This is a genomic window from Pseudomonas sp. NCIMB 10586 (assembly GCF_023127895.1).
In the GTDB taxonomy this organism is placed as follows: domain Bacteria; phylum Pseudomonadota; class Gammaproteobacteria; order Pseudomonadales; family Pseudomonadaceae; genus Aquipseudomonas; species Aquipseudomonas synxantha_A.
The window spans coordinates 100,465-122,346 of record NZ_SPKQ01000050.1; the positions used below are offsets into that span (position 1 = coordinate 100,465).

At 60.3% G+C, this 21,882-nt stretch carries 21 protein-coding genes; 13 read left to right on the forward strand and 8 right to left on the reverse strand.

Annotation, left to right across the window (positions count from 1 at the left end):
* Positions 1 to 140: 140 nt before the first annotated feature.
* Both kynB and kynA read left to right on the forward strand, forming a co-directional pair.
* Positions 141 to 791, forward strand: a complete 651-nt coding sequence (gene kynB, locus E4P01_RS24015) for an arylformamidase (RefSeq protein WP_216092101.1) — start codon at positions 141 to 143, stop codon at positions 789 to 791.
* Positions 788 to 1,645 (forward strand): tryptophan 2,3-dioxygenase, encoded by an 858-nt coding sequence (kynA, locus tag E4P01_RS24020; RefSeq protein WP_216092100.1) that lies wholly within the window; start codon positions 788 to 790, stop codon positions 1,643 to 1,645. Before kynB ends, kynA begins: the two co-directional genes overlap by 4 nt.
* An 83-nt stretch (positions 1,646 to 1,728) precedes the next feature.
* Here the strand turns inward: kynA and E4P01_RS24025 are convergent, their stop codons facing one another.
* From E4P01_RS24025 to antA, 4 genes are all read right to left on the reverse strand, one after another.
* Positions 1,729 to 3,129: an amino acid permease gene (locus tag E4P01_RS24025; RefSeq protein WP_005791366.1), complete on the reverse strand. Its 1,401-nt coding sequence runs from the start codon at positions 3,127 to 3,129 to the stop codon at positions 1,729 to 1,731.
* Between the two features lie 71 nt (positions 3,130 to 3,200).
* Complete coding sequence (gene antC, locus E4P01_RS24030) at positions 3,201 to 4,208, reverse strand: anthranilate 1,2-dioxygenase electron transfer component AntC (protein WP_078822299.1); 1,008 nt, start codon at positions 4,206 to 4,208, stop codon at positions 3,201 to 3,203.
* A gap of 18 nt (positions 4,209 to 4,226) precedes the next feature.
* Complete coding sequence (gene antB / locus E4P01_RS24035) at positions 4,227 to 4,718, reverse strand: anthranilate 1,2-dioxygenase small subunit (protein WP_005791362.1); 492 nt, start codon at positions 4,716 to 4,718, stop codon at positions 4,227 to 4,229.
* A complete protein-coding gene (antA, locus tag E4P01_RS24040; RefSeq protein WP_216092099.1) occupies positions 4,718 to 6,109 on the reverse strand; it encodes an anthranilate 1,2-dioxygenase large subunit in 1,392 nt (463 codons plus the stop codon). Before antA ends, antB begins: the two co-directional genes overlap by 1 nt.
* 313 nt (positions 6,110 to 6,422) lie before the next feature.
* Between antA and E4P01_RS24045 the strand changes: the two genes are divergently transcribed.
* Positions 6,423 to 7,415: an AraC family transcriptional regulator gene (locus E4P01_RS24045; RefSeq protein WP_078822298.1), complete on the forward strand. Its 993-nt coding sequence runs from the start codon at positions 6,423 to 6,425 to the stop codon at positions 7,413 to 7,415.
* Positions 7,416 to 7,548: 133 nt separating this feature from the next.
* Here E4P01_RS24045 and E4P01_RS24050 read toward each other — a convergent pair whose 3' ends face one another.
* Complete coding sequence (locus E4P01_RS24050; RefSeq protein WP_148852684.1) at positions 7,549 to 8,424, reverse strand: LysR family transcriptional regulator; 876 nt, start codon at positions 8,422 to 8,424, stop codon at positions 7,549 to 7,551.
* Positions 8,425 to 8,538: 114 nt separating this feature from the next.
* On the opposite strand from E4P01_RS24050, the gene E4P01_RS24055 reads away from it, so the two are divergent.
* The 3 genes from E4P01_RS24055 to catA are packed head-to-tail and all read left to right on the forward strand — an operon-like array spanning position 8,539 to position 10,939.
* Positions 8,539 to 9,666, forward strand: coding sequence for a muconate cycloisomerase family protein (locus E4P01_RS24055; RefSeq protein ID WP_078822296.1), 1,128 nt, complete (start codon positions 8,539 to 8,541; stop codon positions 9,664 to 9,666).
* Positions 9,667 to 9,678: 12 nt separating this feature from the next.
* Positions 9,679 to 9,969: a muconolactone Delta-isomerase gene (gene catC / locus E4P01_RS24060; RefSeq protein ID WP_032879502.1), complete on the forward strand. Its 291-nt coding sequence runs from the start codon at positions 9,679 to 9,681 to the stop codon at positions 9,967 to 9,969.
* Between the two features lie 40 nt (positions 9,970 to 10,009).
* Entirely contained in the window at positions 10,010 to 10,939 is a 930-nt protein-coding gene (gene catA / locus E4P01_RS24065; RefSeq protein WP_078822294.1) for a catechol 1,2-dioxygenase, read from the forward strand.
* 131 nt (positions 10,940 to 11,070) lie between these two features.
* Here catA and E4P01_RS24070 read toward each other — a convergent pair whose 3' ends face one another.
* Positions 11,071 to 11,544 (reverse strand): Lrp/AsnC family transcriptional regulator, encoded by a 474-nt coding sequence (locus E4P01_RS24070; RefSeq protein WP_032879507.1) that lies wholly within the window; start codon positions 11,542 to 11,544, stop codon positions 11,071 to 11,073.
* Positions 11,545 to 11,688: 144 nt separating this feature from the next.
* Here E4P01_RS24070 and kynU point away from each other — a divergent pair, with 144 nt between their 5' ends.
* Both kynU and E4P01_RS24080 read left to right on the forward strand, forming a co-directional pair.
* The gene (gene kynU / locus E4P01_RS24075; protein ID WP_078822293.1) at positions 11,689 to 12,939 is read left to right on the forward strand and encodes a kynureninase; all 1,251 of its coding nucleotides are present in this window, start codon (positions 11,689 to 11,691) and stop codon (positions 12,937 to 12,939) included.
* Positions 12,940 to 13,091: 152 nt separating this feature from the next.
* Positions 13,092 to 14,498, forward strand: coding sequence for an amino acid permease (locus tag E4P01_RS24080; RefSeq protein ID WP_103734928.1), 1,407 nt, complete (start codon positions 13,092 to 13,094; stop codon positions 14,496 to 14,498).
* On the opposite strand, the gene E4P01_RS24085 is transcribed toward E4P01_RS24080, so the two are convergent.
* Positions 14,444 to 15,334: a LysR substrate-binding domain-containing protein gene (locus tag E4P01_RS24085; protein WP_216092098.1), complete on the reverse strand. Its 891-nt coding sequence runs from the start codon at positions 15,332 to 15,334 to the stop codon at positions 14,444 to 14,446. The genes E4P01_RS24080 and E4P01_RS24085 overlap by 55 nt on opposite strands.
* 189 nt (positions 15,335 to 15,523) lie before the next feature.
* On the opposite strand from E4P01_RS24085, the gene E4P01_RS24090 reads away from it, so the two are divergent.
* The 4 genes from E4P01_RS24090 to E4P01_RS24105 all read left to right on the forward strand — a co-directional run bounded on the left by E4P01_RS24090 (position 15,524) and on the right by E4P01_RS24105 (position 19,865).
* On the forward strand, positions 15,524 to 16,288 hold the full coding sequence (locus tag E4P01_RS24090) for a sulfite exporter TauE/SafE family protein (RefSeq protein WP_216092097.1): 765 nt from the start codon (positions 15,524 to 15,526) through the stop codon (positions 16,286 to 16,288).
* A 42-nt stretch (positions 16,289 to 16,330) separates the two neighbouring features.
* The gene (locus E4P01_RS24095) at positions 16,331 to 17,227 is read left to right on the forward strand and encodes a LysR family transcriptional regulator (RefSeq protein ID WP_078822289.1); all 897 of its coding nucleotides are present in this window, start codon (positions 16,331 to 16,333) and stop codon (positions 17,225 to 17,227) included.
* Positions 17,228 to 17,330: 103 nt separating this feature from the next.
* Positions 17,331 to 18,224: an NAD-dependent epimerase/dehydratase family protein gene (locus tag E4P01_RS24100; protein ID WP_216092096.1), complete on the forward strand. Its 894-nt coding sequence runs from the start codon at positions 17,331 to 17,333 to the stop codon at positions 18,222 to 18,224.
* A gap of 195 nt (positions 18,225 to 18,419) precedes the next feature.
* Positions 18,420 to 19,865, forward strand: coding sequence for a SulP family inorganic anion transporter (locus E4P01_RS24105; protein WP_032879517.1), 1,446 nt, complete (start codon positions 18,420 to 18,422; stop codon positions 19,863 to 19,865).
* Positions 19,866 to 19,901: 36 nt separating this feature from the next.
* Here the strand turns inward: E4P01_RS24105 and E4P01_RS24110 are convergent, their stop codons facing one another.
* On the reverse strand, positions 19,902 to 20,282 hold the full coding sequence (locus tag E4P01_RS24110; protein ID WP_032879519.1) for a lysozyme inhibitor LprI family protein: 381 nt from the start codon (positions 20,280 to 20,282) through the stop codon (positions 19,902 to 19,904).
* A gap of 246 nt (positions 20,283 to 20,528) precedes the next feature.
* On the opposite strand from E4P01_RS24110, the gene E4P01_RS24115 reads away from it, so the two are divergent.
* Positions 20,529 to 21,878, forward strand: a complete 1,350-nt coding sequence (locus E4P01_RS24115) for a gluconate:H+ symporter (protein WP_228308955.1) — start codon at positions 20,529 to 20,531, stop codon at positions 21,876 to 21,878.
* Positions 21,879 to 21,882: the final 4 nt, after the last annotated feature.

The window sequence follows — 21,882 nt, forward strand, 5'->3', positions numbered from 1 at the left end:
AGGGGGCTGTGTAATTGTTCGGTAATTTGTCCTTTTATCGCAGTAACTGCGAAACATTTCCCATCTCACGCCAGAATTCGCAAGAAAATTCAGAGCTGGCCCTCGTATCATTCACCCCAGTACCCAGTGAGAGCCTTGCAATGAACCCAATAAAAACGTGGTGGGATATCAGCCCGCCCTTGAGCACGGCGACCCCGACCTGGCCGGGCGATACGCTGTTCCAGGAAGAGCGCGTGTGGCAGTTCGGCCCGGAGTGTCCGGTAAATGTGGGCCGCGTAACCCTGTCGCCGCACACCGGTGCCCATGTGGATGCACCGCTGCATTACAGCGCCGATGGCGCGCCGATTGGCGAGGTTTCGCTGGATGTGTACATGGGCCCGTGCCGGGTATTGCATTGCCTGGGCAGCGGCGCGTTGGTGCAGCCGCATCAGTTGCAAGGGCGTGTGGATAACCTGCCGGAGCGCGTGCTCTTGCGTACTTATCCACAAGCGCCATTGACTGAATGGGATTCGAATTTCACTGCCATCGCCCCGCAAACCATTGAGCTGCTCGCCGGCCTGGGTGTGCGCCTGATCGGTATCGATACGCCGTCCCTGGACCCGCAACAATCCAAGACCATGGATTCCCACAACGCCGTGGCGCGCCATGGCATGGCGATCCTCGAAGGCATCGTGCTCGATGAAGTGCCGGAGGGCGACTATGAACTGATCGCGCTGCCGCTACGTTTTGCCCATCTCGATGCCAGCCCGGTCCGCGCCATTCTCCGCCCGCTCAAGGAGCCCACGCGATGAGCCAATGTCCTTTCTCAGCTGATTACCAACCGCCGGAAGAATGGCATAACGCCGAACTGAATTTTTCCGAGTCCATGAGCTATGGCGATTACCTGGACCTGGGCAAAGTCCTCAGCGCCCAGCACCCGCTTTCTCCAGACCACAACGAAATGCTCTTCATCATCCAGCACCAGACCTCGGAGCTGTGGATGAAGCTGATGCTTCACGAACTCAAGGCTGCCCGCGAACATGTGCGCCTGGGTGAGCTGCCACCAGCGTTCAAGATGCTGGCGCGGGTGTCGCGGATCTTCGATCAACTGGTACACGCCTGGGCCGTGCTGGCGACCATGACGCCGTCGGAGTACAAGGCGATTCGCCCGTTCCTGGGGCAGTCGTCGGGGTTTCAGTCGTTCCAGTACCGTGAGATCGAATTCATCCTGGGCAACAAAAGCCGGGCGCTGCTGCGGCCCCATGCTCATCGCCCGGATTTGCTGCAGCAATTGCAGGTGGCAATTGCCACGCCGTCGCTGTATGACGAAGCGGTCAACCTGATGGTCAAGGCCGGACTGGCGATTGACCCGCAGCGCGCCGAACGCGACCCGACGGCGGCCACAGTGCATGACGACTCCGTGGAGGCGGCGTGGCGCGAGGTGTATCGCGACCCGAATCGGTACTGGGACCTGTATCAGTTGGCCGAGAAGTTTATCGACCTGGAAGATTCGTTCCGCCAATGGCGCTTCCGGCATGTCACCACGGTGGAGCGCATCATCGGCTTCCAGCCGGGTACCGGCGGCACAGAGGGCGTGGGGTATTTGCGCAAGATGCTCGACACGGTGCTGTTCCCTGAACTCTGGCGAGTACGTTCCACGCTCTAAACAAAAAAGCCCCGGATCTCCGGGGCTTTTCATTTGGAATGCAGCTAAAAATGTGGGAGGGAGCAAGCCCCCTCCCACAGAGGTTACTGGGTTACTGCAACTTTCCCGTTTCTGATCCGAAACCGATAGGCGATGTAGATAATTCCCACCCACACCGGCATCGCATACACCGACTCGCGAATCCCCGGAATCGCCAGCATCACGCCAATGATCATCACCATGAACGCCAGGCACAGGTAGTTGCTGAACGGGAACCAGAAGGTCTTGAACGACGGTGTCACGCCTTGCTCGCCCATGGCCTTGCGGAACTTGATGTGGGTCAGGCTGATCAGCGCCCAGTTGATCATCAACGAAGCAACCACCAGCGCGAACAGCAACTCCAGCGCACTGTGCGGCGCGACGTAGTTGACCACCACGCACAGCATCGTCACTAACGCCGAAATCGCCAGGGCCCGCAGCGGCACGCCTTGTTTGTTGAGCTTCATCAGCGCCTTGGGCGCGTCACCCTGCTCGGCCAGGCCGAACAACATGCGGCTGTTGCAGTACACGCCGCTGTTGTACACCGACAACGCCGCGGTCAGCACCACGAAGTTGAGGATGTGGGCGGCGGTGTCGTTGCCGATCAGCGAGAAGATCTGCACAAACGGGCTGCCGCTGTAGGCATCGCCCGACGCGCCGAGGGTTTGCAGCAATTGATCCCACGGGTACAGCGACAACAGCACGGTCAGTGCGCCGACGTAGAAAATCAGGATGCGGTACACCACCTGGTTGATCGCTTTGGGGATGACCTTGCGCGGTTCGCTGGCTTCGGCGGCGGTGATGCCGACCAGTTCCAGGCCGCCGAACGAAAACATGATAAAGGCCATGGACATCAGCAGCCCCATGCCGCCATTGGGGAAGAACCCGCCGTGGCTCCACAGGTTGCTGACCGACGCTTGCGGGCCGCCAGTGCCGCTGAACAGCAGGTAGCAGCCGAGCACGATCATGCCGACAATCGCCACCACCTTGATGATCGCAAACCAGAACTCGGCTTCACCGAAGAACTTCACGTTCAGGGTGTTGATCAGGTTCACCGCAACAAAGAACACCAACGCGCTGACCCAGGTTGGAATCTCCGGCCACCAGAACTGGATGTACTTGCCCACCGCCGTCAACTCGGCCATGCCCACCAGCACGTAGAGCACCCAGTAGTTCCAACCCGCCAGAAAACCCGCGTAGCCGCCCCAGTATTTGTGCGCGAAGTGGCTGAAGGAGCCTGCCACCGGCTCTTCGACGATCATCTCGCCGAGCTGGCGCATGATCAGGAACGCGATAAAGCCGGCCACCGCATAGCCCAGGATCATCGACGGCCCCGCCGACTTGAGTACCCCGGCCGAGCCGAGGAACAAGCCTGTACCAATCGCGCCTCCCAAGGCGATCAGCTGAATGTGCCGGTTCTTCAGGCCACGCTTGAGGCCCACCGGGTTAACCATGTCATCCGCCATTAACATTCCCTTCTACTTGTTTTTCTCAAGGGTGATTGCACGCCGCATCGGCCCCTCAGAACTGCTGAGGGTCAGATATTACTCTGCGTAAACTTTTCGTAATACAGCTGAACGCCATCAAGTGCCTGATCCACCAGCCATTGTTGAATGGATTCGACCATTGGAGGGGGGCCGCACACGTACATATCCGCCGATCTGTCCCGCAATTCGGCCAGGTCAAAATGTTCGGTGAGGTAGCCGCGCTTGCCGGGCCATTCGGATGAAGCATCGCTGAGTACTTCGGTGTAGCGAAAGCCCGGGATTGTCCTCGCGTAGTCCTGGATACGCGCCGCTTCGCATAAATCCTCGGCACCGCGCACGCCGTAGTAGAGGTGCACCGGTTGCGAGCAGCCGTTGGCCGCCAGTTCATCGAGCATACCCAGCAACGCCGACAACCCGGTACCGCCCGCCACCAGCACCAGCGGCCGGATGACATGCCGGAGGTAGAACGCCCCCAATGGCGCCTCCAGCAGTATCGCGTCGCCTACCTGGCAGCGTTCGCGCAGGTAGTTGCTCATCACCCCATCCGGCAGCAGGCGCACCAGGAACTGCAGTTGGTTACCCGGCCGATTGGCGAAGGAGTAGGAGCGCCAACTGTCGGTGCCGGGCACCGCGACACGAGCGTACTGGCCGGGCAGGAAATCCAGTGGCTGGTCCAGTTGCACCTGCAAGATCGCCGTACTGGTGGAGACCTGCTGCACGTCGCTCACCGTACCGCGTACCTGCACTGGCCCGGATGCATTGCACAGGCTTGAATCGAAGTCGAAGTAGAAGGTGGCGTCGGACTGCACCCGAGTCTGGCAACTGAGCATCTTGCGTTGCTGCAGGTCGAGGCTGGAGAGCGCTTCTTCGTCGACATAGTCCTGGGTGTACTCGCCGGATTCGCAACGCCCCTGGCAAGTGCCGCACACGCCTTCGCGGCAATCGAGCGGGATCTTGATACCGTTGCGCAGGGCTGCATCCAACAGGATTTCATTGGCGCCCACCGGGAAGAACAAGGTCTTGCCATCGGCAAAGCTGAAGGCCACTTTGTGATTCATTGGAAAAACTCCCGGTGCCTATAGGTGATAGAAATCCAGCACCGAGTTGATGGTGTCGTTGAGCAGCAAGGCGTGCTTGCGCATGATCAGCCAGCTGTCGCCCGCAGGCTTCAGGTGGTACGTGGCATGCCCGTAGAACTGCTCGGACGTGGCCAGGCGATAGAACAACGTGTGCCAGTTCAAGCGCACCTCCAACGTGCCGTCAGCCTGCTCTGAAATGCGCAGGTTATTGATCAGGTGCAGAGTGCGCGGCATTGGCGTGGCCGAGGCAGCCTTGCCGGTGCGCAGGCGGAACACGCGGTCTTCCAGGCCCGAACGGTTGGCGTAGTAGATCAACGACATCTCACGTTTGGGGTCTTTGGTGTAGACGTGTTCCGAGTCCCATTGCGGCAAATGGAATTCGCTCTGGGGGTCGAACAACTGCACGTAGGCGTCCCAGTCCTGGGCGTCGCACAGTTCGGATTTACGGTAAAAAAACTGCTCGACCCGGTACTGCAACTGCGCATTCATCACTTCACCTCCCGCAGGCTCAGGGCCCGCTGGTCCAAACCCTTGAGCAGAAACTGTTGCCAATTGCGGTGCTGGTTGACGTACAAGCCTTCGTGGGTGAATTCAGTGCCGGTCATGGCCGGTTGAATGCCGATGGCTTCACTGTTGGGAGTGGGTCCGGTCTCCCAGCGGTGGCTGCCCCGTGATATATCGCTCCAGCGTTCCAGGCGGCCCTGGAAACCGCGCTGGGCTTCGCGAAACTCCACCAGGTCGTCCGGCGTGCCCATGCCCGAGACGTTGAAGAAATCTTCGAACTGGCGAATGCGGTTTTCGCGATCCGCGTCGGATTCACCCTTGACCCCCAGGCATTGGCTGATTATCTCGGTCTTGTTCCAGGCCACTGGGCGGATGATGCGCAGCTGCGAACTGATCTGGTCGAGAAAGAACAGGCTGGGGTAGATGTTCAGGTTGCGCAGACGGTGCATCATCCATTCGGCCTTTTGCTGGCCATGTTCGGCCACCAGGCGCGGCATGATGGTGGCGTAGCCGGAACGCACGCTGGGGTTGGGCATGTCGCTGAACAACACACTGTGGCCGTTATTGAAGGCGAACCAGCCGTCATCGGTATTCGCGTCGCCGGCGCCGAGCTTGCTGTAGTCCAGCGTTGTGCTTGCGCCTGCGCCGTTCTCGGTATTGACCTGCTGGCGATGCTGCACCGTGGCCACGTAGTTGTAGTGCACGGTGCTGACGTGATAACCGTCCAGCCCGTTTTCGTTTTGCAGCTTCCAGTTGCCGTCATAGGTATAGGCCGACTTGCCCGGCAGTACTTCCAGTTCACCGGTCGCCGATTGCGCGACCATCATGTCGAAGAACACTTTGGCGTCGCCGAGGAAATCTTCCAGGCTGTTGGTGCCGTTTACGTCGAGGCTGATAAACACAAAGTCTTTGTAGCTTTCGATGCGCGCCTTTTTCAGGCCGCGGGTGGCTTTATCAAACCCTTCCGGATATTCCCCCGGCGCCTTGACCTTGACCAGCCGGCCATCACTTTTGTAGCACCAGGCGTGGAACGGGCAGGTGAAGGTGGACTGGTTGCCCTTGCCCACGCGAGTGAGGGTGGTGCCGCGATGCTGGCAGGCATTGATCAGCGCGTTGAGCCGGCCTTCGCCGTCGCGGGTGATGATCATCGGCTGGCGCCCGGCGCGCATCGTCACGAAGTCGTGGTTATTGGCCAGTTCGCTTTCGTGACAGGCATAGATCCAGTTTTTCTCGAAGATCAGTTCCATCTCCAGGTCGAACAACTCGGGTTCGGTGAACATGTCGCGGGCGATGCGGAACACTTCATCTGCCGGGCGAAAGTCCAGGCAGCTTTCGATAAAGGTTTTCCACTGCTCGACGGTTCTTGCACCACTCATGGGAGGCACCTTTTGATAATGGCTAAAACGGGTGAGCCATTAAGGCGCTGCAAAAGGGCGGTGGGCTATCCGCTTAATGGGGGAAGATGGGCCGCAAAGTTGGGCAGCAAATACCCAACACGGTGCGGCGCGGTGACGCAATGGGCTACTGTCATTGCAGGTGACGGTCGCAGAAAACCCGGATTTATCCACATAGTCGACGGTTGCTATCCACGTGGTTGCAACGGCGCCGACGTGGCTTGGAACTTGCTGTCGATGTTCAACGACGCGCCGCCAGAGCGCGCAAACGCCTAACCGCCGTGGGTGCAGCCCGATGAGTAGCCAGACACGCGATATTCATATTCAACGCTTTGACCTCGAAGGCGCCCGCAGCTGGATGTCCGGTATCTGTGGGCCCCATCGCCTGGCGACGGCCACCCCCGAGCGCCTGCGGTTTCACCACAGCGCCAATGTGTTCAAGTCCCGCGCCACCACCCTGGGTGTGATTGAGTACGGCACCGACGTGACCATCGACATCGAAGACGCCGAGCATTTCAGCAGCTATAGCCTGAGCCTGCCATTGGTGGGCGAACAGGAGCTGAGCAAGAACGGTGAACGCCTGAGTTCCAACCGCGACCAGGGCGTGATCATTTCACCCAACGAGCACCAGGTGCTGGCGATTTCCGGTGACTGTCGCAAGTTGCAGGTGGTGATCACCCGTGCGGCGATGAGCGAGTCGCTGGAAGGTTTGCTGCAACGGCCCATTGATGCGCCGCTGCGCTTTGAACCGGTGATGGATGCCGTGGACGGCGCCCCGGCTTCGTGGTGGCGCATGGCGCGATACTTCATCGCCGAACTGGAATGCAGCAGCGAGTTGTACGAGCAGGCAGCATTTACCCGGGACCTGGAAAGCTCGCTGATCAAAGGGCTGATCCTGGCCCAGCCGAATAACTATTCTGAAGAATTGCGCGAGGTGTTGGGGGTAAAACTGCCGCACTACCTGATTCGTGCGCGCCAGTACATCCACGACAACGCCCGTGAAGCGCTGCACCTGGAAGACCTGGAAGCGGCTGCCGGGGTGTCGCGGTTCAAGCTGTTCGATGCGTTTCGCAAGTACTTCGCCTTGTCGCCCATGGCGTATCTGAAGAAGTATCGGTTGGGGGCGGTGCGTCAGGAGATTCTTGAACAGGGCTCGGTGCGTACCATCTCTGAAATTGCGTTGGGTTGGGGGTTTACCCACTTGGGCAGGTTTTCGGCGGAGTACCGCAAGCTGTTCGATGAGTCGCCCAGTCAGACATTGCAACGCAAGCGCCTGCGCATTACTTGAACCTGATGAAGATCAAAATGTGGGAGGGGGCTTGCTCCCGATAGCGGTGTGTCAGGCACTGGAAAAGTTGACTGAACCACAGCTATCGGGAACAAGCCCCCTCCCACATTGGATTTTCAGTAAATATGGAATCTCAGATCAACTCTTCCACCAGTTGCAGGCAATGAGTCAGCCCCGGCGACTGGTCATTCACCCGTCGGCTCAGAATGATCGGCGAGGTCGCAGTCGCCTCCACCACCGGCGTATAGCCAATATCCGCCCGATGCAGCACCTGCACCGACGCCGGTACCAGCGTCACACCCATACCGGCGCCTACCAGGCCGATGGCGGTCTGCAACTCGTTGGTCCACTGCGCCACCTTCAGGCTCAAACCGTGGGCGTCGAACAGCGCGATCACATGGTCGGCATAACTGGGGCGTGGGTTACCGGGGTAGAGCACAAAGGGCTCGGCGGCCAGCTGGGCGAGGGTGGCAGGGGCACCCAGCAAGGGGTGGCCGCTGGGCAGCACGGCCACCAGGCGATCCTCCACCAATACGCGCTGGACGATGGCCGGGTCGTCGATGCGAATGCGCCCGAAACCCACATCGATGCGCCCGGCCTTGAGCGCTTCGACCTGTTGCAGCGTAGTCATCTCCGACAAGCCCAACTCCAGCTCCAGGGCCTCGTGATTGCGCAGCCTGCGAATCAGTTCCGGCAGCACGCCGTACAAGGTCGAGGGTGCAAAGCCGATGCCCAGCCACGTCTTTTCGCCCAGGCCGATACGCCGTGTGTTGTCGCAAACCGTGCCCAACTGTTCGAGCAGCACATTGGCGTGCTCATAGAAAAACCGCCCGGCTTCGGTCAGGCGCAACGGTCGGCTACGCTCCAGCAGCAGCACCCCCAGTTCATCCTCCAGCTGCTGGATTTGCCGGCTCAAGGGCGGCTGGGCGATGTGCAGGCGTTCGGCAGCCCGGGTGAAATTGAGGGTCTCGCCCAGCACCTGGAAATAGCGCAAGTGACGCAGTTCCATATCGACTCCTTTCATACCTTGAGGGTATCGCACAAGACCAATTCTATATTGGAAGCCCGAAAAAATGCGGAACAGAATCGACGCAAATCTATAAAGAACCCAACGGGTATTGCCATGCCGATTTGCACCATCGAGTCGATCGACACCCTCATCGTCGATCTCCCCACCATTCGCCCGCACAAGCTGGCGATGCACACCATGCAAAACCAGACCCTGGTGATTATCCGTCTGCGGTGCACCGACGGCATTGAAGGCATCGGCGAAGCTACCACCATCGGTGGCCTCAGCTATGGCAATGAAAGCCCCGACAGCATCAAGGTCAACATCGACCGCCATTTCGCGCCGCTGTTGATCGGCCAGGACGCGAGCAACATCAACGCGGCCATGTTGCGCCTGGAGCGCAGTATTCGCGGCAACACCTTTGCCAAGTCCGGCATCGAAAGCGCCTTGCTCGACGCCCTCGGCAAACGCCTGGGGCTGCCGGTCAGCGAACTGCTGGGCGGGCGTGTGCGTGACGCGTTGCCGGTGGCCTGGACCCTGGCCAGCGGCAATACCGAACAGGACATCAGCGAGGCCGAGAAAATGCTCGACCTGCGCCGTCACCGCATCTTCAAATTGAAGATCGGCGCCGGTGAAGTCAGCCGCGACCTGGCCCATGTGATCGCGATCAAAAAAGCTTTGGGCGAGCGCGCCAGTGTGCGTGTCGACGTCAACCAGGCCTGGGATGAGGCCGTGGCGCTGCGGGCGTGCAAGGTGCTCGGCGACAACGGTATCGACCTTATCGAGCAACCCATCTCACGCAACAACCGTGGCGGTATGGCCCGGCTCAACCTGTCGAGCCCGGTGCCGATCATGGCCGATGAGTCTATCGAGTGTGTCGAAGATGCGTTCAACCTGGCGCGTGAAGGCGCGGCCTCGGTGTTTGCCCTCAAGATTGCCAAGAACGGCGGCCCCCGCGCCGTGCTGCGTACGGCGGCGATCGGCGAGGCGGCAGGCATCGGCCTGTACGGCGGCACCATGCTCGAAGGCGGTATCGGCACCCTGGCGTCGGCCCATGCCTTCCTTACGCTGAGCACACTGGCGTGGGGCACCGAGCTGTTCGGCCCGTTGTTGCTCACCGAAGACATCCTTGCCGAGCCACCGGTGTACCGCGATTTCCAGCTGCATGTTTCCACTGCACCGGGCCTGGGCCTGGCGCTCGATGAAGAGCGTCTGGCGTTCTTTAGCCGTGACAAATACTAAGAGGCGCCTGCCATGTTGTTCCACGTAAAAATGACTGTGAACCTGCCCCTCGACATGCATCCCGAGCGTGCCGACAGCCTCAAGGCCGAAGAGAAAACCCTGGCGCAACGCCTGCAACAAGAGGGCAAGTGGCGCCACCTGTGGCGCATCGCCGGGCACTACGCCAACTACAGCGTGTTCGATGTCGACAGCGTGCAGGACCTGCATGACCTGCTGATGCAACTGCCGTTGTTTCCTTACATGGCTATCGAAGTGAATGCGCTGTGCCGGCACCCGTCGTCCATCCATGCGGACGACCGCTAAGCCGGTTTCAACCTGATAATTACAAGATGAGGAGTGCACCATGTCCATCCGCCTGTCCCAGACTGCCCACGCCCAACGCTTTCTCGAAGAAGCCAGCGGCAACCTCAATGACGCGGGCAACCCGCGCGCCAAGGCGCTGATTTACCGGATCCTGCGCGACACTGTGAACATCATCGAAGACCTGGAAGTGACCCCCGAGGAGTTCTGGAAGGCGGTCAACTACCTCAATGATCTGGGTAAAAACCAGGAAGCCGGCCTGCTCGCCGCTGGCCTGGGCCTGGAGCATTACCTGGACCTGTTGATGGACGCCGCCGATGAGCAGGCGGGCAAGTCCGGCGGTACACCGCGCACCATCGAAGGCCCGCTGTACGTGGCCGGCGCGCCGCTGTCCAAATACGAGGCACGGCTGGATGATGGCAAGGACGACGCGGTGCCGTTGTTCATGCGCGGGCAAGTGCGCGATACCGAGGGCAAGCCATTGGCGGGGGCGATTGTCGATGTGTGGCAGGCCAATACGGGCGGCACCTATTCGTGGTTCGACCCGAACCAGTCTGAATTCAACCTGCGCCGACGTATCGAGACCGACGCCCAGGGCAACTACCGTTTTCGCAGCATCGTACCTTCGGGCTACGGCTGCCCGCCGACCGGGCCGACGCAGCAGTTGCTCGACCAATTGGGGCGCCACGGGCAACGGCCGGCGCATATCCACTTTTTCATCTCGGCGCCCGGGCATCGGCACCTGACCACCCAGATCAACCTCTCGGATGACCCGTACCTGCATGATGACTTTGCCTATGCCACCCGCGATGAACTGATTGCCGAGATCCGCTTCAGCGACGATCCGCAACTGGCGCGGGAATTTGGCGTGGAAGGGCGGTTTGCGCAGATTGATTTTGACTTTGAGTTGCAGGTGGCTGATGCGCCGGTGGAGCAAAAGCGCATGCAACGCACACGGGCTCTCGAGGACTGAGCGCGGGCAGAATGTGGGAGGGGGCTTGCCCCCGATAGCAGTGTGTCAGTCACTTATTTACTAACGGATCCTCCGCTATCGGGAGCAAGCCCCCTCCCACATTTAGTTCACATTTGATCTGTAGTGATGGGTTACTTGCGCAGGACCAGATCCAGCACCTCATCCCGATCCTTGATCTTCTGCAGCACAATTTCAGAGCGAATATCCATCACCCCCGCCGTGCGGTTCAGGTGGTTCACGATAAAGTCCGAAAAGTGCTTGAGGTTGCGTGCCTGCACCCGCAGCACATAGTTGCTGGCACCGGTGATCACATAGGCGCTCGCCACCTCTGGCCAGCCTTGCACCTTCTTGATAAAGGTCTCATGCCAGTCCTCGATATCCTGGCGCAGCGACAGGTGCACGATGGCTTCGAGCTCGATCCCCAACTGTTCGGCATTCAATACCGCGCGATAGCCGCTGATGATTCCTTCACTCTCCAACAAGCGCAAACGGCGCAGGCAGGCAGAGGGTGACAGCGCGACTTTTTCCGCCAGTTCCTGGTTGCTGATACGGCCATCCTGTTGCAGAAAATGCAGGAGGCGCAGGTCGGTGGCGTCGAGAATCATGCTTGGAAGATATCCGCGTATTTTGAGATTAAATTCGAATTTCCTACAGCTTAAATAGCCGTTTACCCACCACTTTGCACGAAAATTCTCTAAAAGTTCGTTCATTATTTGGTCCATCCTCACTTATAAAAACCAGGACGACCCATGACCACTCGAAGCCATTGCCAAGCCCTCGACACCCAGGACCCGTTGGCACCCCTGCGTGCCCAATTCGCCCTGCCCGAGGGCGTGATCTACCTCGACGGCAACTCCCTCGGCGCGCGCCCGGTGGCAGCGCTGGAGCGGGCACAGCAGGTGATCGCCCAAGAGTGGGGCAATGGCTTGATTCGCAGCTGGAACAGCGCAGGCTGGGCGGATTTGTCCCAGCGCCTGGGCAATCGCCTCGCACCGTTGATCGGTGCGCGTGAGGGCGAAGTGGTGGTCACCGATACCACTTCGATCAACCTGTTCAAGGTGCTGAGCGCGGCGTTGAGTGTGCAGCGTCAACGCTCCCCGGCGCGCAAGGTGATCGTCAGCGAAGCGAATAACTTTCCCACCGATTTGTATATTGCCGAGGGCCTGGCCGAACTGCTGCAACAAGGCTATTCCCTGCGCCTGGTCAACAGCCCGGCCGAACTGCCTCAAGCCATCGACGCAGACGTGGCGGTGGTGATGCTCACCCACGTCAACTACAAGACTGGCTACATGTACGACATGGCGGCGCTGACTGCGCTGAGCCACGAGTGTGGCGCGCTGAGCCTCTGGGACCTGGCGCACTCAGCGGGCGCGGTGCCTGTGGACCTGCACCAGGCCGGCGCTGATTATGCCATTGGCTGCACCTACAAATACCTCAATGGCGGCCCGGGCTCCCAGGCATTTGTGTGGGTCAACCCGGCGTTGGTGGATGTGGTGCGCCAGCCGTTGTCAGGCTGGTTCGGGCATACCCGTCAGTTCGCCATGGAATCGAGCTACGCCCCCAGCGCCGGCATCGCGCGCTACCTGTGCGGTACCCAGCCGATCACTTCGTTGGCCATGGTGGAATGCGGCCTGGACATTTTCGCCCAGACCGACATGGCCAGCCTGCGCCGCAAATCCCTGGCATTGACCGACCTGTTTATCGCGTTGGTTGAAAGCCGCTGCGCCGCCCATGGTCTGGAACTGATCACGCCGCGTGAGCACGCCCGGCGCGGCAGCCATGTGAGCTTCGAACACCCCGAAGGTTACGCGGTGATCCAGGCCCTGATCGCCCGAGGCGTGATCGGCGATTACCGTGAGCCGCGGATCATGCGCTTTGGTTTCACGCCGCTGTACACAAGCTTTACCGAGGTGTGGGACGCCGTGGAAATCCTCGGTGAAATTCTCGACAACTGCACCTGGGACCAGCCGCAATTCAAAGTCCGAAACAGCGTTACTTAATAGCACCACAGACCCAATGTGGGAGGGGCTTGCTCCCGATAGCGGTGTGTCAGTTGACATATCAGTGACTGACACACTGCTATCGGGAGCAAGCCCCCTCCCACAGGATTCACCGCCAGCAGCAACCATCACAATAATAAAGGGGCACTCCAGTGACCACGCCAGACAACGGCTTTGCAGAAATCACCCACCGCGAACTGGGCCTCAGGCGCCAGCTCACTTCCGGCCAGATGAGCATGATCGCTATCGGTGGCGCCATCGGCACCGGGCTGTTCATGGGCAGCGCCTATGCCATTGGCTATGCCGGGCCCAGCGTGCTGGTGAGCTACGCCATTGGCGCGTTGATCACCTTGTTGCTGATGGGCTGCCTGGCGGAGATGACCGTGGCCCATTCCACCTCTGGCTCGTTTGGCGCCTATGCCGAGTTCTACATCAGCCCGCTGGCCGGGTTCCTGGTGCGGTATGCCTATTGGGCGGCGATTGTGCTGGCGGTGGGGGCCGAGGTCACAGCGGTGGCGATGTACATGAAGTACTGGTTCGCCAATGTGCCGGAATGGGTATGGATCGTATCGTTTTCCAGTGTATTGATTGTGCTCAATGCGATCAGCGTGAAGACCTTCGGCAACTTCGAATACTGGTTCTCGACCATCAAGATCAGCGCCATTGTCGGCTTCATCATCCTGGCGGTGTATGTGGTGTTCGGTTCCGGCAACCCGCAGTACGGTGTGCAGAACTACACGGCCCACGAGGGCTTTTTTCCCCATGGCTTGAGTGGCATGTGGATCGCGGTGATCGTGTCGATCTTCAGTTACTTAAGCGTCGAGATGATCGCCGTGGCCGCTGGTGAAGCGGCCGACCCGGAGCAGGCGGTGAAGAAAGCCTTTCGCGCAACCATCGTGCGGCTGGTGGTGTTCTACCTGCTGACCCTGGCGCTGATGCTTGCCATCGTGCCGTGGAACCAGGCTGGTCAGAGCCAGAGCCCGTTCGTGACGGTGATGCAGACCATCGGCATTCCCGGCGCCACCGGGGTGATGAACTTCGTGATCCTGATCGCGGCGCTGTCGGCCATGAACAGCCAGCTCTATATCACCACGCGCATGATGTTCAGCCTGTCTCGCGCAGGCTTTGCGCCCAAGTCCATGGGCGCCTTGAGCAAGAATGGCATCCCGCTGAACGCCCTGTTGCTGTCCAGCTCGGGCATTGCCCTGGCGACTCTTTTGAATGTGGTGTACCCGGAAAGCTCATTCACCCTGATGATGGCGATCTCGATGTTTGGCGCGATCTTCACCTGGTTCATGATCTTCCTCACGCACCTGTTCTTTCGCCGCTATCGCAAGCGCCATGGCGGGGCGAAGTTGTCGTTCCAGTTGCGCCTGTTTCCCTACAGTACGCTGCTGGGGTTGGTGCTGATGGGGGCGGTAATGATCACCACCTATTTCACCGAAGCGTTCAAGATGACCTTGGTATTCGGCGTGCCGTTCCTGTTGATTCTGTCGGCGGTGTATTACGGGTTCTTCCGCAAGGGCAGGGCCAAGGCGTCGAACAAAGCCCTGGCGTAACCCGGCAGTTGCTCGAACGAGCGTGCGCATAACAGCAACGAGCGGCAGGCCCACTCCTCTTGCAGGGGGTGGGCCTTGAAACGGCGTTCTGACGGCCAGCGCTCCAAGGCTGCCTGCGGCACGATGCCCAGACCCGCGCCGCCGGCGACCATGCGAATCAACCCATCAAAACCGTCGGCGCGAATGCGTGTCTGCAAGCGAAAGCCTGTGTGCAGTGCCTGTTCTTCCAGATAAACCGCCAGCGCGCTGTTGGCCGCCAGGCCCACGTAGTCGTATTGCAAGCTGTCGATAAAACTCGGGCGGGTCAACGGGTGGTCCAGGGGCATGATCAGCACCAGCGGATCATCGCGAAACGCCAGGGTCTGCAAGCCGTGGGTGTCCACGGCATCGGAAATAATCCCCAGGTCGGCAGTGCCCTGGCGCAAGGCGTGGGTGATGCGCAGGCTGGGCAATTCTTGCAAGTCGATATCGAGGTTGGGGTGCTCGCGCAAAAAGTGTGCGAGCAATTCAGGCAGGTACTCGCTAAGGGCGGTGGTATTGCACAGCAAGCGTACCTGGCCTTTGACGCCATTGGCGTATTCGGCCAGGTCCTGTTGCAGGTGTTCGGCCTGTTGCAACAGCAGGCGAGCATGCCGAGCCAGGGCTTTGCCTGCCGGCGTTGGGGTGACGCCACGGCGGCCACGCTCAAGAAACGCGATGCCCAGTGAAGACTCCATTGCCCGGATGCGTACGCTGGCGGCCGCCAGGGATAAATGACTACGGGCTGCACCGGCAGTGATATTGCCGCTGTCGAGGATGTGCAGATAGAGGCGCAGGTCGATCAGGTCAAAGTGCATGGCTGCAGGTTTCCGGTGACTGGGCGGGCGTCATCGCAGGCAAGCCATCTCCCACATGTTGAACTGTGAATACATTCAAGTGTGGGAGATGGCTTGCCTGCGATGACGGCATCAGCCTCACAAAAAACAAGAGGCTGCCTCAGTATATGGCGAATTTTCAGCCTCTCTCCAGCCCTGCACAATCGGTGCATGAATACCTTCCTAGCGTTTTACCAAAACCTCGGTCCAACCCTGACGGCGTTGGTCATTACCACCTTCCTGCTGGCCGGTACGGTCAAAGGCATCATCGGCCTCGGCCTGCCCACCGTAGCCATGGGTATGCTCGGTCTGGCTATGTTACCGGCGCAGGCAGCGGCTCTGCTGATCATCCCTTCGACTATCACCAACCTCTGGCAGCTGACGTTTGGCGGTCATTTGAGTGCCTTGCTCAAACGCCTGTGGCCGATGCTGTTGCTTATTTTCTGCGGCACCGGGCTAGGCTCCGTGTGGCTGGGCATGGACGGTGGGCCGTGGGTGGTCCGCGCGTTGGGTGCGGCGTTGCTGGTATATGCGTTGAGCGGCTTGTTCCTGCCGACCTTCAAGGTCGCGCCCCGGGCCGAGCGCTGGCTGGGGCCCTTGTGTGGGCTGATCACCGGCATCATCACCTCGGCCACCGGTGTTTTCGTGATCCCTGCGGTGCCGTATCTGCAAGCGCTGGGCTTGAGCCGTGATCAGTTGGTGCAGGCGCTGGGGCTGTCGTTCACGGTGTCGACACTGGCGCTGGCCGCCGGGCTGGCCTGGCGCGGAGCGCTGGGCGGTGGTGAAATCGGTGCGTCAGTGTTGGCGCTGGTGCCGGCATTGCTGGGGATGTGGCTGGGCCAAGTGGTTCGCCGACGCATCAGTGCGCTGTGGTTCAAACGTGGGTTTTTCACGGGCATGGCGTTGTTGGGAGGCCATTTGTTGCTGGCTGGTTAATAATGACCGTGCCTGTGTCAGCCGATAAATGAAGGACCGCCCGTGAAAGCCCGTTCCGATGAGCTACAGATCTTCGTCAGCGTGATTGAATGCGGCTCGATTTCTGCCGCCGCCGAAAAGGTCGGGCAAACGCCGTCTGCGGTCAGCCGCACGCTGTCGCGCCTGGAAGCCAAGCTCGACACCACGCTGATCAACCGCACCACGCGACGCATGGACCTGACTGAAGAGGGCAAGTACTTCTTCGAGCAGGCCAAGGTGATCCTGGCGCAGATGGACGAGCTGGAAGAGCGCCTGTCGTCGCGCCAGAAAAAACCGGCCGGCCGCCTGCGTATCAATGCCGCCGTGCCGTTCATGCTGCACGGGATCGTGCCGTACATCGCCGAGTTTCGCCGCTTGTACCCGGATATCCAGTTGGAGCTCAACAGCGACGACTTGATCATCGACCTGCTTGAGCAAAGTACCGACATCGCCATTCGCATTGGCACCCTGGCCGACTCGACCCTTCATGCGCGCTCCCTGGGCAGCACGCCGCTGCATATCCTGGCCAGCCCCGACTACCTCAAGCAATACGGCACGCCGACGACCGTTGCCGAGTTGGCCGATCACACCTTGCTGGGCTTCACTCACACCGAGACCCTCAACCACTGGCCGCTGCGTCATGGCGAAGGTGACCGCTGGCTGATCCAGCCCAGTGTCAGCGCATCCAGTGGCGAAACTGTGCGCCAGTTGGCGCTGCAGGGGCAGGGTATTTGTTGCCTGTCGAATTTCATGACGGTCGACGATATCGATGCCGGCCGTCTGGTACCCATGCTGGAGGCGTTCAACAGTGGTTATCGCCAGCCGATCCACGCGGTGTTCTATCGCAACTCGCAATTGGCGCTGCGCATTCAGTGTTTCCTGGAGTTCATTCAGGCCAAGCTGGCTCGGTATGCGCGCTGATTCGTGACTTGCACGCAAGAGTGAATTGGGCCGTACGGGCTTATTCGACAGCAGTGGGGGCTGGATACTGGGTGCATCACTTACCCAGTCAGGAGCAACCTCCATGAATGTATTCGTTACCGGTGCAGCAGGGTTTATCGGCGGTTCCATCGCCACCGGCCTGGTCAACGCTGGCCATGACGTCACCGGCCTGGTGCGCAGCGCCGAACAAGCCGCCGAAATGACCGCCCTGGGCATTACGCCGGTGATCGGCACCCTCGACGACGCAGCCGTATTGACCGAGCAGGCACAGAAGGCTGATGCGGTGATCAACGCTGCCAGCAGCGACCATCGCGCCGCCGTGGAAACCTTGCTGGCCGCCTTGAAAGGCTCGAACAAGCCGTTCCTGCATACCAGCGGGTCGAGCATTGTCGGTGATGCGTCGGGCGGCAAGGCCAGTGAAGTCATCTACTTCGAAGGCAACCTGCCTGAGCCGACCGTCGACAAAGCCGCGCGGGTGGCGATCGACAACCTGATCCTCGCGGCGGCCAGTGACGGTGTGAATTCGGCGGTGATCTGCAACACCCTGATCTACGGCCACAGCCTGGGCGTGAAGCGTGACAGCGTGCAATTGCCACGCTTGCTCAAGCAGGCACGCAAGAGCGGTGTAGTGCGCCATGTGGGCAGCGGGCAGAACATCTGGTCCAACGTGCACATTGAGGATGTGGTCACCCTGTATCTGCTGGCACTGACCAAAAACGTACCGGGTACTTTCTACTTTGTGGAAAGCAGCGAAGCGGCGTTTATCGACATGACTACGGCGATTGCCCAGACGCTGAACCTGGGCGAACCGCAGGATTGGCCGTTGGCCGAGGCTGAAGCCGAGTGGGGCTATGAAATGGCCAACTACGGGTTGGGCTCCAACAGTCGCGTACGCGGCAAGCACGCTCGCGAACTGCTGGGCTGGGTGCCCAAGCGTACGTCGGTGGTGGAGTGGATTCGCAACGAGATGGTCTGATGTTGGCTTGAGACCTGGGTGTAGCTATCGGGAGCAAGCCCCCTCCCACATTTGACCGAATTCCAACTTTGGAATGCATTCACGTGTGGGAGGGGGCTTGCTCCCGATTGGGGCCACTCAGTCCTGAAGGCTAGCCCCACTCGCCGCAATTCCGTACCATTCCCCGCCTTATCCCTCGCAATTCCCCGGTACTCCATGAACCTCACCCGTCTGCGCGCCGACGCCCTGGCCGGCCTCACCACGTCTTTTGCGCTGCTGCCCGAATGCATCGCCTTTGCCCTGGTGGCCCACCTCAACCCGCTGATGGGGCTCTACGGCGCCTTTATCATCTGCACCCTCACTGCCTTGTTCGGTGGCCGCCCGGGCATGGTCTCGGGCGCAGCCGGCTCGATGGCGGTGGTGATTGTTGCGCTGGTGGTGCAACACGGTGTGGAATACTTGCTGGCGACGGTACTGTTGGGCGGGTTGATCATGATCGCCTTCGGCCTGCTGCGCCTGGGCAAGCTGGTGCGCATGGTGCCGCACTCGGTGATGCTCGGTTTCGTCAACGGCCTGGCGATTATCATTGCGCTGGCGCAACTGGAACATTTCAAGAGCGGCGAACGCTGGCTAAGCGGCACGCCTTTATATGTGATGGCGGGCCTGGTTGTGGTGACCATGGCGATTGTCTACCTGCTGCCACGCCTGACCCGCGCTGTGCCGCCCGCGTTGGTGGCGATCCTTGGCGTTGGTCTGGCGGTGTACCTGCTTGGTCTGCCGACCCGTACGCTGGGCGATATGGCGCATATCGCCGGTGGCTTGCCGACCTTCGCCCTGCCGCAAATCCCCTGGACCTTCGACACTCTCGGCATCATCGCGCCCTACGCGTTCCTGATGGCGATGGTCGGCCTGCTGGAAACCCTGCTGACCCTCAACCTCACCGACGAAATCACCGAAACCCGAGGCTACCCCGACCGCGAAAGCGTGGCGCTGGGCGCTGCGAATATGGTCTCGGGCCTGTTCGGCGGCATGGGCGGTTGCGCGATGATCGGGCAAACCGTGATCAACCTCAGCTCCGGTGGGCGCGGGCGTTTCTCAGGGGTGTTTGCCGGTGTGATGATCCTGCTGTTCATTCTGTTTCTGTCACCGCTGATTGAGCGTATTCCGCTGGCGGCGCTGGTGGGCGTGATGTTTGTAGTGTCGCAGCAGACCTTCGCCTGGGCCTCGTTGCGGGTGATCAACAAGGTGCCGCTCAATGATGTGCTGGTGATCATGGCGGTGACGATCATCACCGTGTTCACGGATCTGGCCACCGCGGTGCTGTGCGGTATCGTCATCGCCGCGTTGAATTTTGCCTGGCAGCAGGCGCGAGAGCTGTACGCCGATGAACATCTGGAGGCCGACGGCAGCAAGCTTTACCGGGTGCATGGCACCTTGTTCTTCGCCTCGACCACGCCGTTCTTGAACCAATTCGACCCGGCCAATGACCCGGCCCAGGTGACGCTGGATTGCCGCCACCTGAGTGTTGTCGACTATTCGGCGATCGCTGCGCTGATGACGTTGCGCGAGCGCTATGCCAAGGCCGGTAAGCATCTGCGGGTGCTGCATTTATCCGAGCGCTGCAAGAAACTGCTCAAGCGCGCCAGGGTTCACCATGACTGAGCAAGCTCCCTCGCCACAATAGACCGGCTCCAGCAGTCAGGGGCCTACCAGGTCTTCAAGCTCCTGGGCGCGGGTCTGGGTCATGTCCAGCACGCAGCCGGAGCCGTTGACCTGATCAATGGTGCCGCCGGTGGCGCTGCCGGCGAAGGCGCAGTTGGCATCGCGGTATTTGATCCACAGGCGCTGCACGTCTTGCAGTTGCTGCTTGTGCGCGCCGTCCTGGGCGGCGAGGGCGGTCTTGTAGGCGCGGTTCAAGCGCTCGTCCTGCACCTTGGCTTGTTTGGCGTTGCAATTGACCATGTCTGCCGTGGTATTGGCGCTGTCCATGCATTTTTTCAACGCGGCATTGTCGGCGGCATACGCTGTGCCACCCAAGCAGAGAAGCAGGGCGCTGGCGACGAGTGTGGTGCGAATCATGGGCGGTTTCCTGAGCATGAGTGGATGCGCATTCTATGACTCAAGGGCGGCGCTTGAGTTTCCGGCATTCCTGATCTTCATGTAAGAACATCCCCCGTATTTTCATGGGCTGGCGCTGGACATATCTCCATGCGACAACGCTTGTCCGTGGGCGAAAATTACTTTCATGAAAATTGAAAATACTCCTCGGTAATGATTTATGAGTTTCACAACCAATTCGACGTGACCCTTTCCGAGGAGTACCGCATGGCCGCATTACCGGGCTTCGGGCTATTGGCATACGCTGCCATTGCCATCATTGCATTGATCGTGCTGATTGCACGTTACCGACTCAACCCGTTTATCGTCATTACGCTGGTGTCCATCGGCCTCGCGCTGATGGCCGGAATGCCGGCGGACACGATCATGGGGTCGTATGAGGCGGGCGTCGGTAAAACCCTGGGGCATATCGCCCTGGTGGTGGCGCTGGGCACCATGCTCGGTAAGATGATGGCCGAGTCGGGTGGCGCCGAGCAGGTGGCGCGTACGCTGATCAACCGCTTCGGTGAACGCAATGCCCACTGGGCGATGGTGTGCATTGCGTTCCTGGTGGGGCTGCCGCTGTTTTTCGAGGTCGGCTTTGTGCTGCTGGTGCCGATTGCCTTTACCGTGGCGCGGCGCGTGGGCGTGTCGATCCTGATGGTCGGCCTGCCGATGGTCGCCGGTTTGTCGGTGGTGCACGCGCTGGTGCCACCGCATCCGGCGGCGATGATGGCGGTGCTGGCCTACAACGCCTCGGTCGGGCAGACGGTGCTGTATGCGATTTTGATCGGTATCCCCACGGCGATCATCGCCGGCCCCGTCTACGCCAAGTTCATCGTGCCGCATATTCACCTGCCGGCCGAGAACCCGCTGGAGCGCCAGTTTATCGAGCGCGAACCGCGTACTCGCCTGCCCAGTTTTGCACTGACCATGGGCACCATCCTGTTGCCGGTGGTACTGATGATGATCGGCGGCTGGGCCAATGTGATTTCCACCCCGGGCAGTGGTTTCAATCAGTTCCTGCTGTTTATCGGCAATTCGGTGATCGCCCTGCTGGTGGCGACCCTGGTGAGTTTCTGGACCCTGGGCCTGGCCCAGGGCTTCAACCGGGAGTCGATTCTCAAGTTCACCAACGAGTGCCTGGCGCCGACCGCCAGTATCACCTTGCTGGTGGGCGCGGGCGGTGGCTTGAATCGCATTCTGGTGGATGCCGGTGTGACCAATGAAATCCTCGGCCTGGCCCACGCGTTCCACTTGTCGCCGCTGGTGATGGGCTGGCTGTTCGCTGCGTTGATGCGCATCGCCACGGGCTCGGCCACCGTTGCCATGACCACTGCATCCGGGGTGGTCGCGCCCGTTGCTTTGGGCCTGGGTTATCCACACCCCGAATTGCTGGTGCTGGCGACCGGCGCGGGCTCGGTGATTTTTTCTCACGTTAACGACGGCGGCTTCTGGCTGATCAAGGAATACTTCAATATGACGGTGATCCAGACCTTCAAGACCTGGACCGTACTGGAGACCCTGATTTCGCTGGTCGCCTTCGGTCTGACCTACGGCCTGTCACTGGTTTTATGAGCCT

What these genes read in the sequence shown, in the direction of transcription:
- antC (WP_078822299.1), bottom strand. Translation starts at nt 4,208, where the DNA reads ATGAATCACAAAGTGGCCTTCAGCTTTGCCGATGGCAAGACCTTGTTC.
- E4P01_RS24050 (WP_148852684.1), bottom strand. Translation starts at nt 8,424, where the DNA reads ATGGAACTGCGTCACTTGCGCTATTTCCAGGTGCTGGGCGAGACCCTC.
- kynB (WP_216092101.1), top strand. Translation starts at nt 141, where the DNA reads ATGAACCCAATAAAAACGTGGTGGGATATCAGCCCGCCCTTGAGCACG.
- E4P01_RS24115 (WP_228308955.1), top strand. Translation starts at nt 20,529, where the DNA reads ATGGCCGCATTACCGGGCTTCGGGCTATTGGCATACGCTGCCATTGCC.
- E4P01_RS24085 (WP_216092098.1), bottom strand. Translation starts at nt 15,334, where the DNA reads ATGCACTTTGACCTGATCGACCTGCGCCTCTATCTGCACATCCTCGAC.
- E4P01_RS24100 (WP_216092096.1), top strand. Translation starts at nt 17,331, where the DNA reads ATGAATGTATTCGTTACCGGTGCAGCAGGGTTTATCGGCGGTTCCATC.
- E4P01_RS24025 (WP_005791366.1), bottom strand. Translation starts at nt 3,129, where the DNA reads ATGGCGGATGACATGGTTAACCCGGTGGGCCTCAAGCGTGGCCTGAAG.
- kynA (WP_216092100.1), top strand. Translation starts at nt 788, where the DNA reads ATGAGCCAATGTCCTTTCTCAGCTGATTACCAACCGCCGGAAGAATGG.
- kynU (WP_078822293.1), top strand. Translation starts at nt 11,689, where the DNA reads ATGACCACTCGAAGCCATTGCCAAGCCCTCGACACCCAGGACCCGTTG.
- antB (WP_005791362.1), bottom strand. Translation starts at nt 4,718, where the DNA reads ATGAATGCGCAGTTGCAGTACCGGGTCGAGCAGTTTTTTTACCGTAAA.
- E4P01_RS24070 (WP_032879507.1), bottom strand. Translation starts at nt 11,544, where the DNA reads ATGATTCTCGACGCCACCGACCTGCGCCTCCTGCATTTTCTGCAACAG.
- catC (WP_032879502.1), top strand. Translation starts at nt 9,679, where the DNA reads ATGTTGTTCCACGTAAAAATGACTGTGAACCTGCCCCTCGACATGCAT.
- E4P01_RS24105 (WP_032879517.1), top strand. Translation starts at nt 18,420, where the DNA reads ATGAACCTCACCCGTCTGCGCGCCGACGCCCTGGCCGGCCTCACCACG.
- E4P01_RS24045 (WP_078822298.1), top strand. Translation starts at nt 6,423, where the DNA reads ATGAGTAGCCAGACACGCGATATTCATATTCAACGCTTTGACCTCGAA.
- E4P01_RS24055 (WP_078822296.1), top strand. Translation starts at nt 8,539, where the DNA reads ATGCCGATTTGCACCATCGAGTCGATCGACACCCTCATCGTCGATCTC.
- E4P01_RS24110 (WP_032879519.1), bottom strand. Translation starts at nt 20,282, where the DNA reads ATGATTCGCACCACACTCGTCGCCAGCGCCCTGCTTCTCTGCTTGGGT.
- E4P01_RS24090 (WP_216092097.1), top strand. Translation starts at nt 15,524, where the DNA reads ATGAATACCTTCCTAGCGTTTTACCAAAACCTCGGTCCAACCCTGACG.
- antA (WP_216092099.1), bottom strand. Translation starts at nt 6,109, where the DNA reads ATGAGTGGTGCAAGAACCGTCGAGCAGTGGAAAACCTTTATCGAAAGC.
- catA (WP_078822294.1), top strand. Translation starts at nt 10,010, where the DNA reads ATGTCCATCCGCCTGTCCCAGACTGCCCACGCCCAACGCTTTCTCGAA.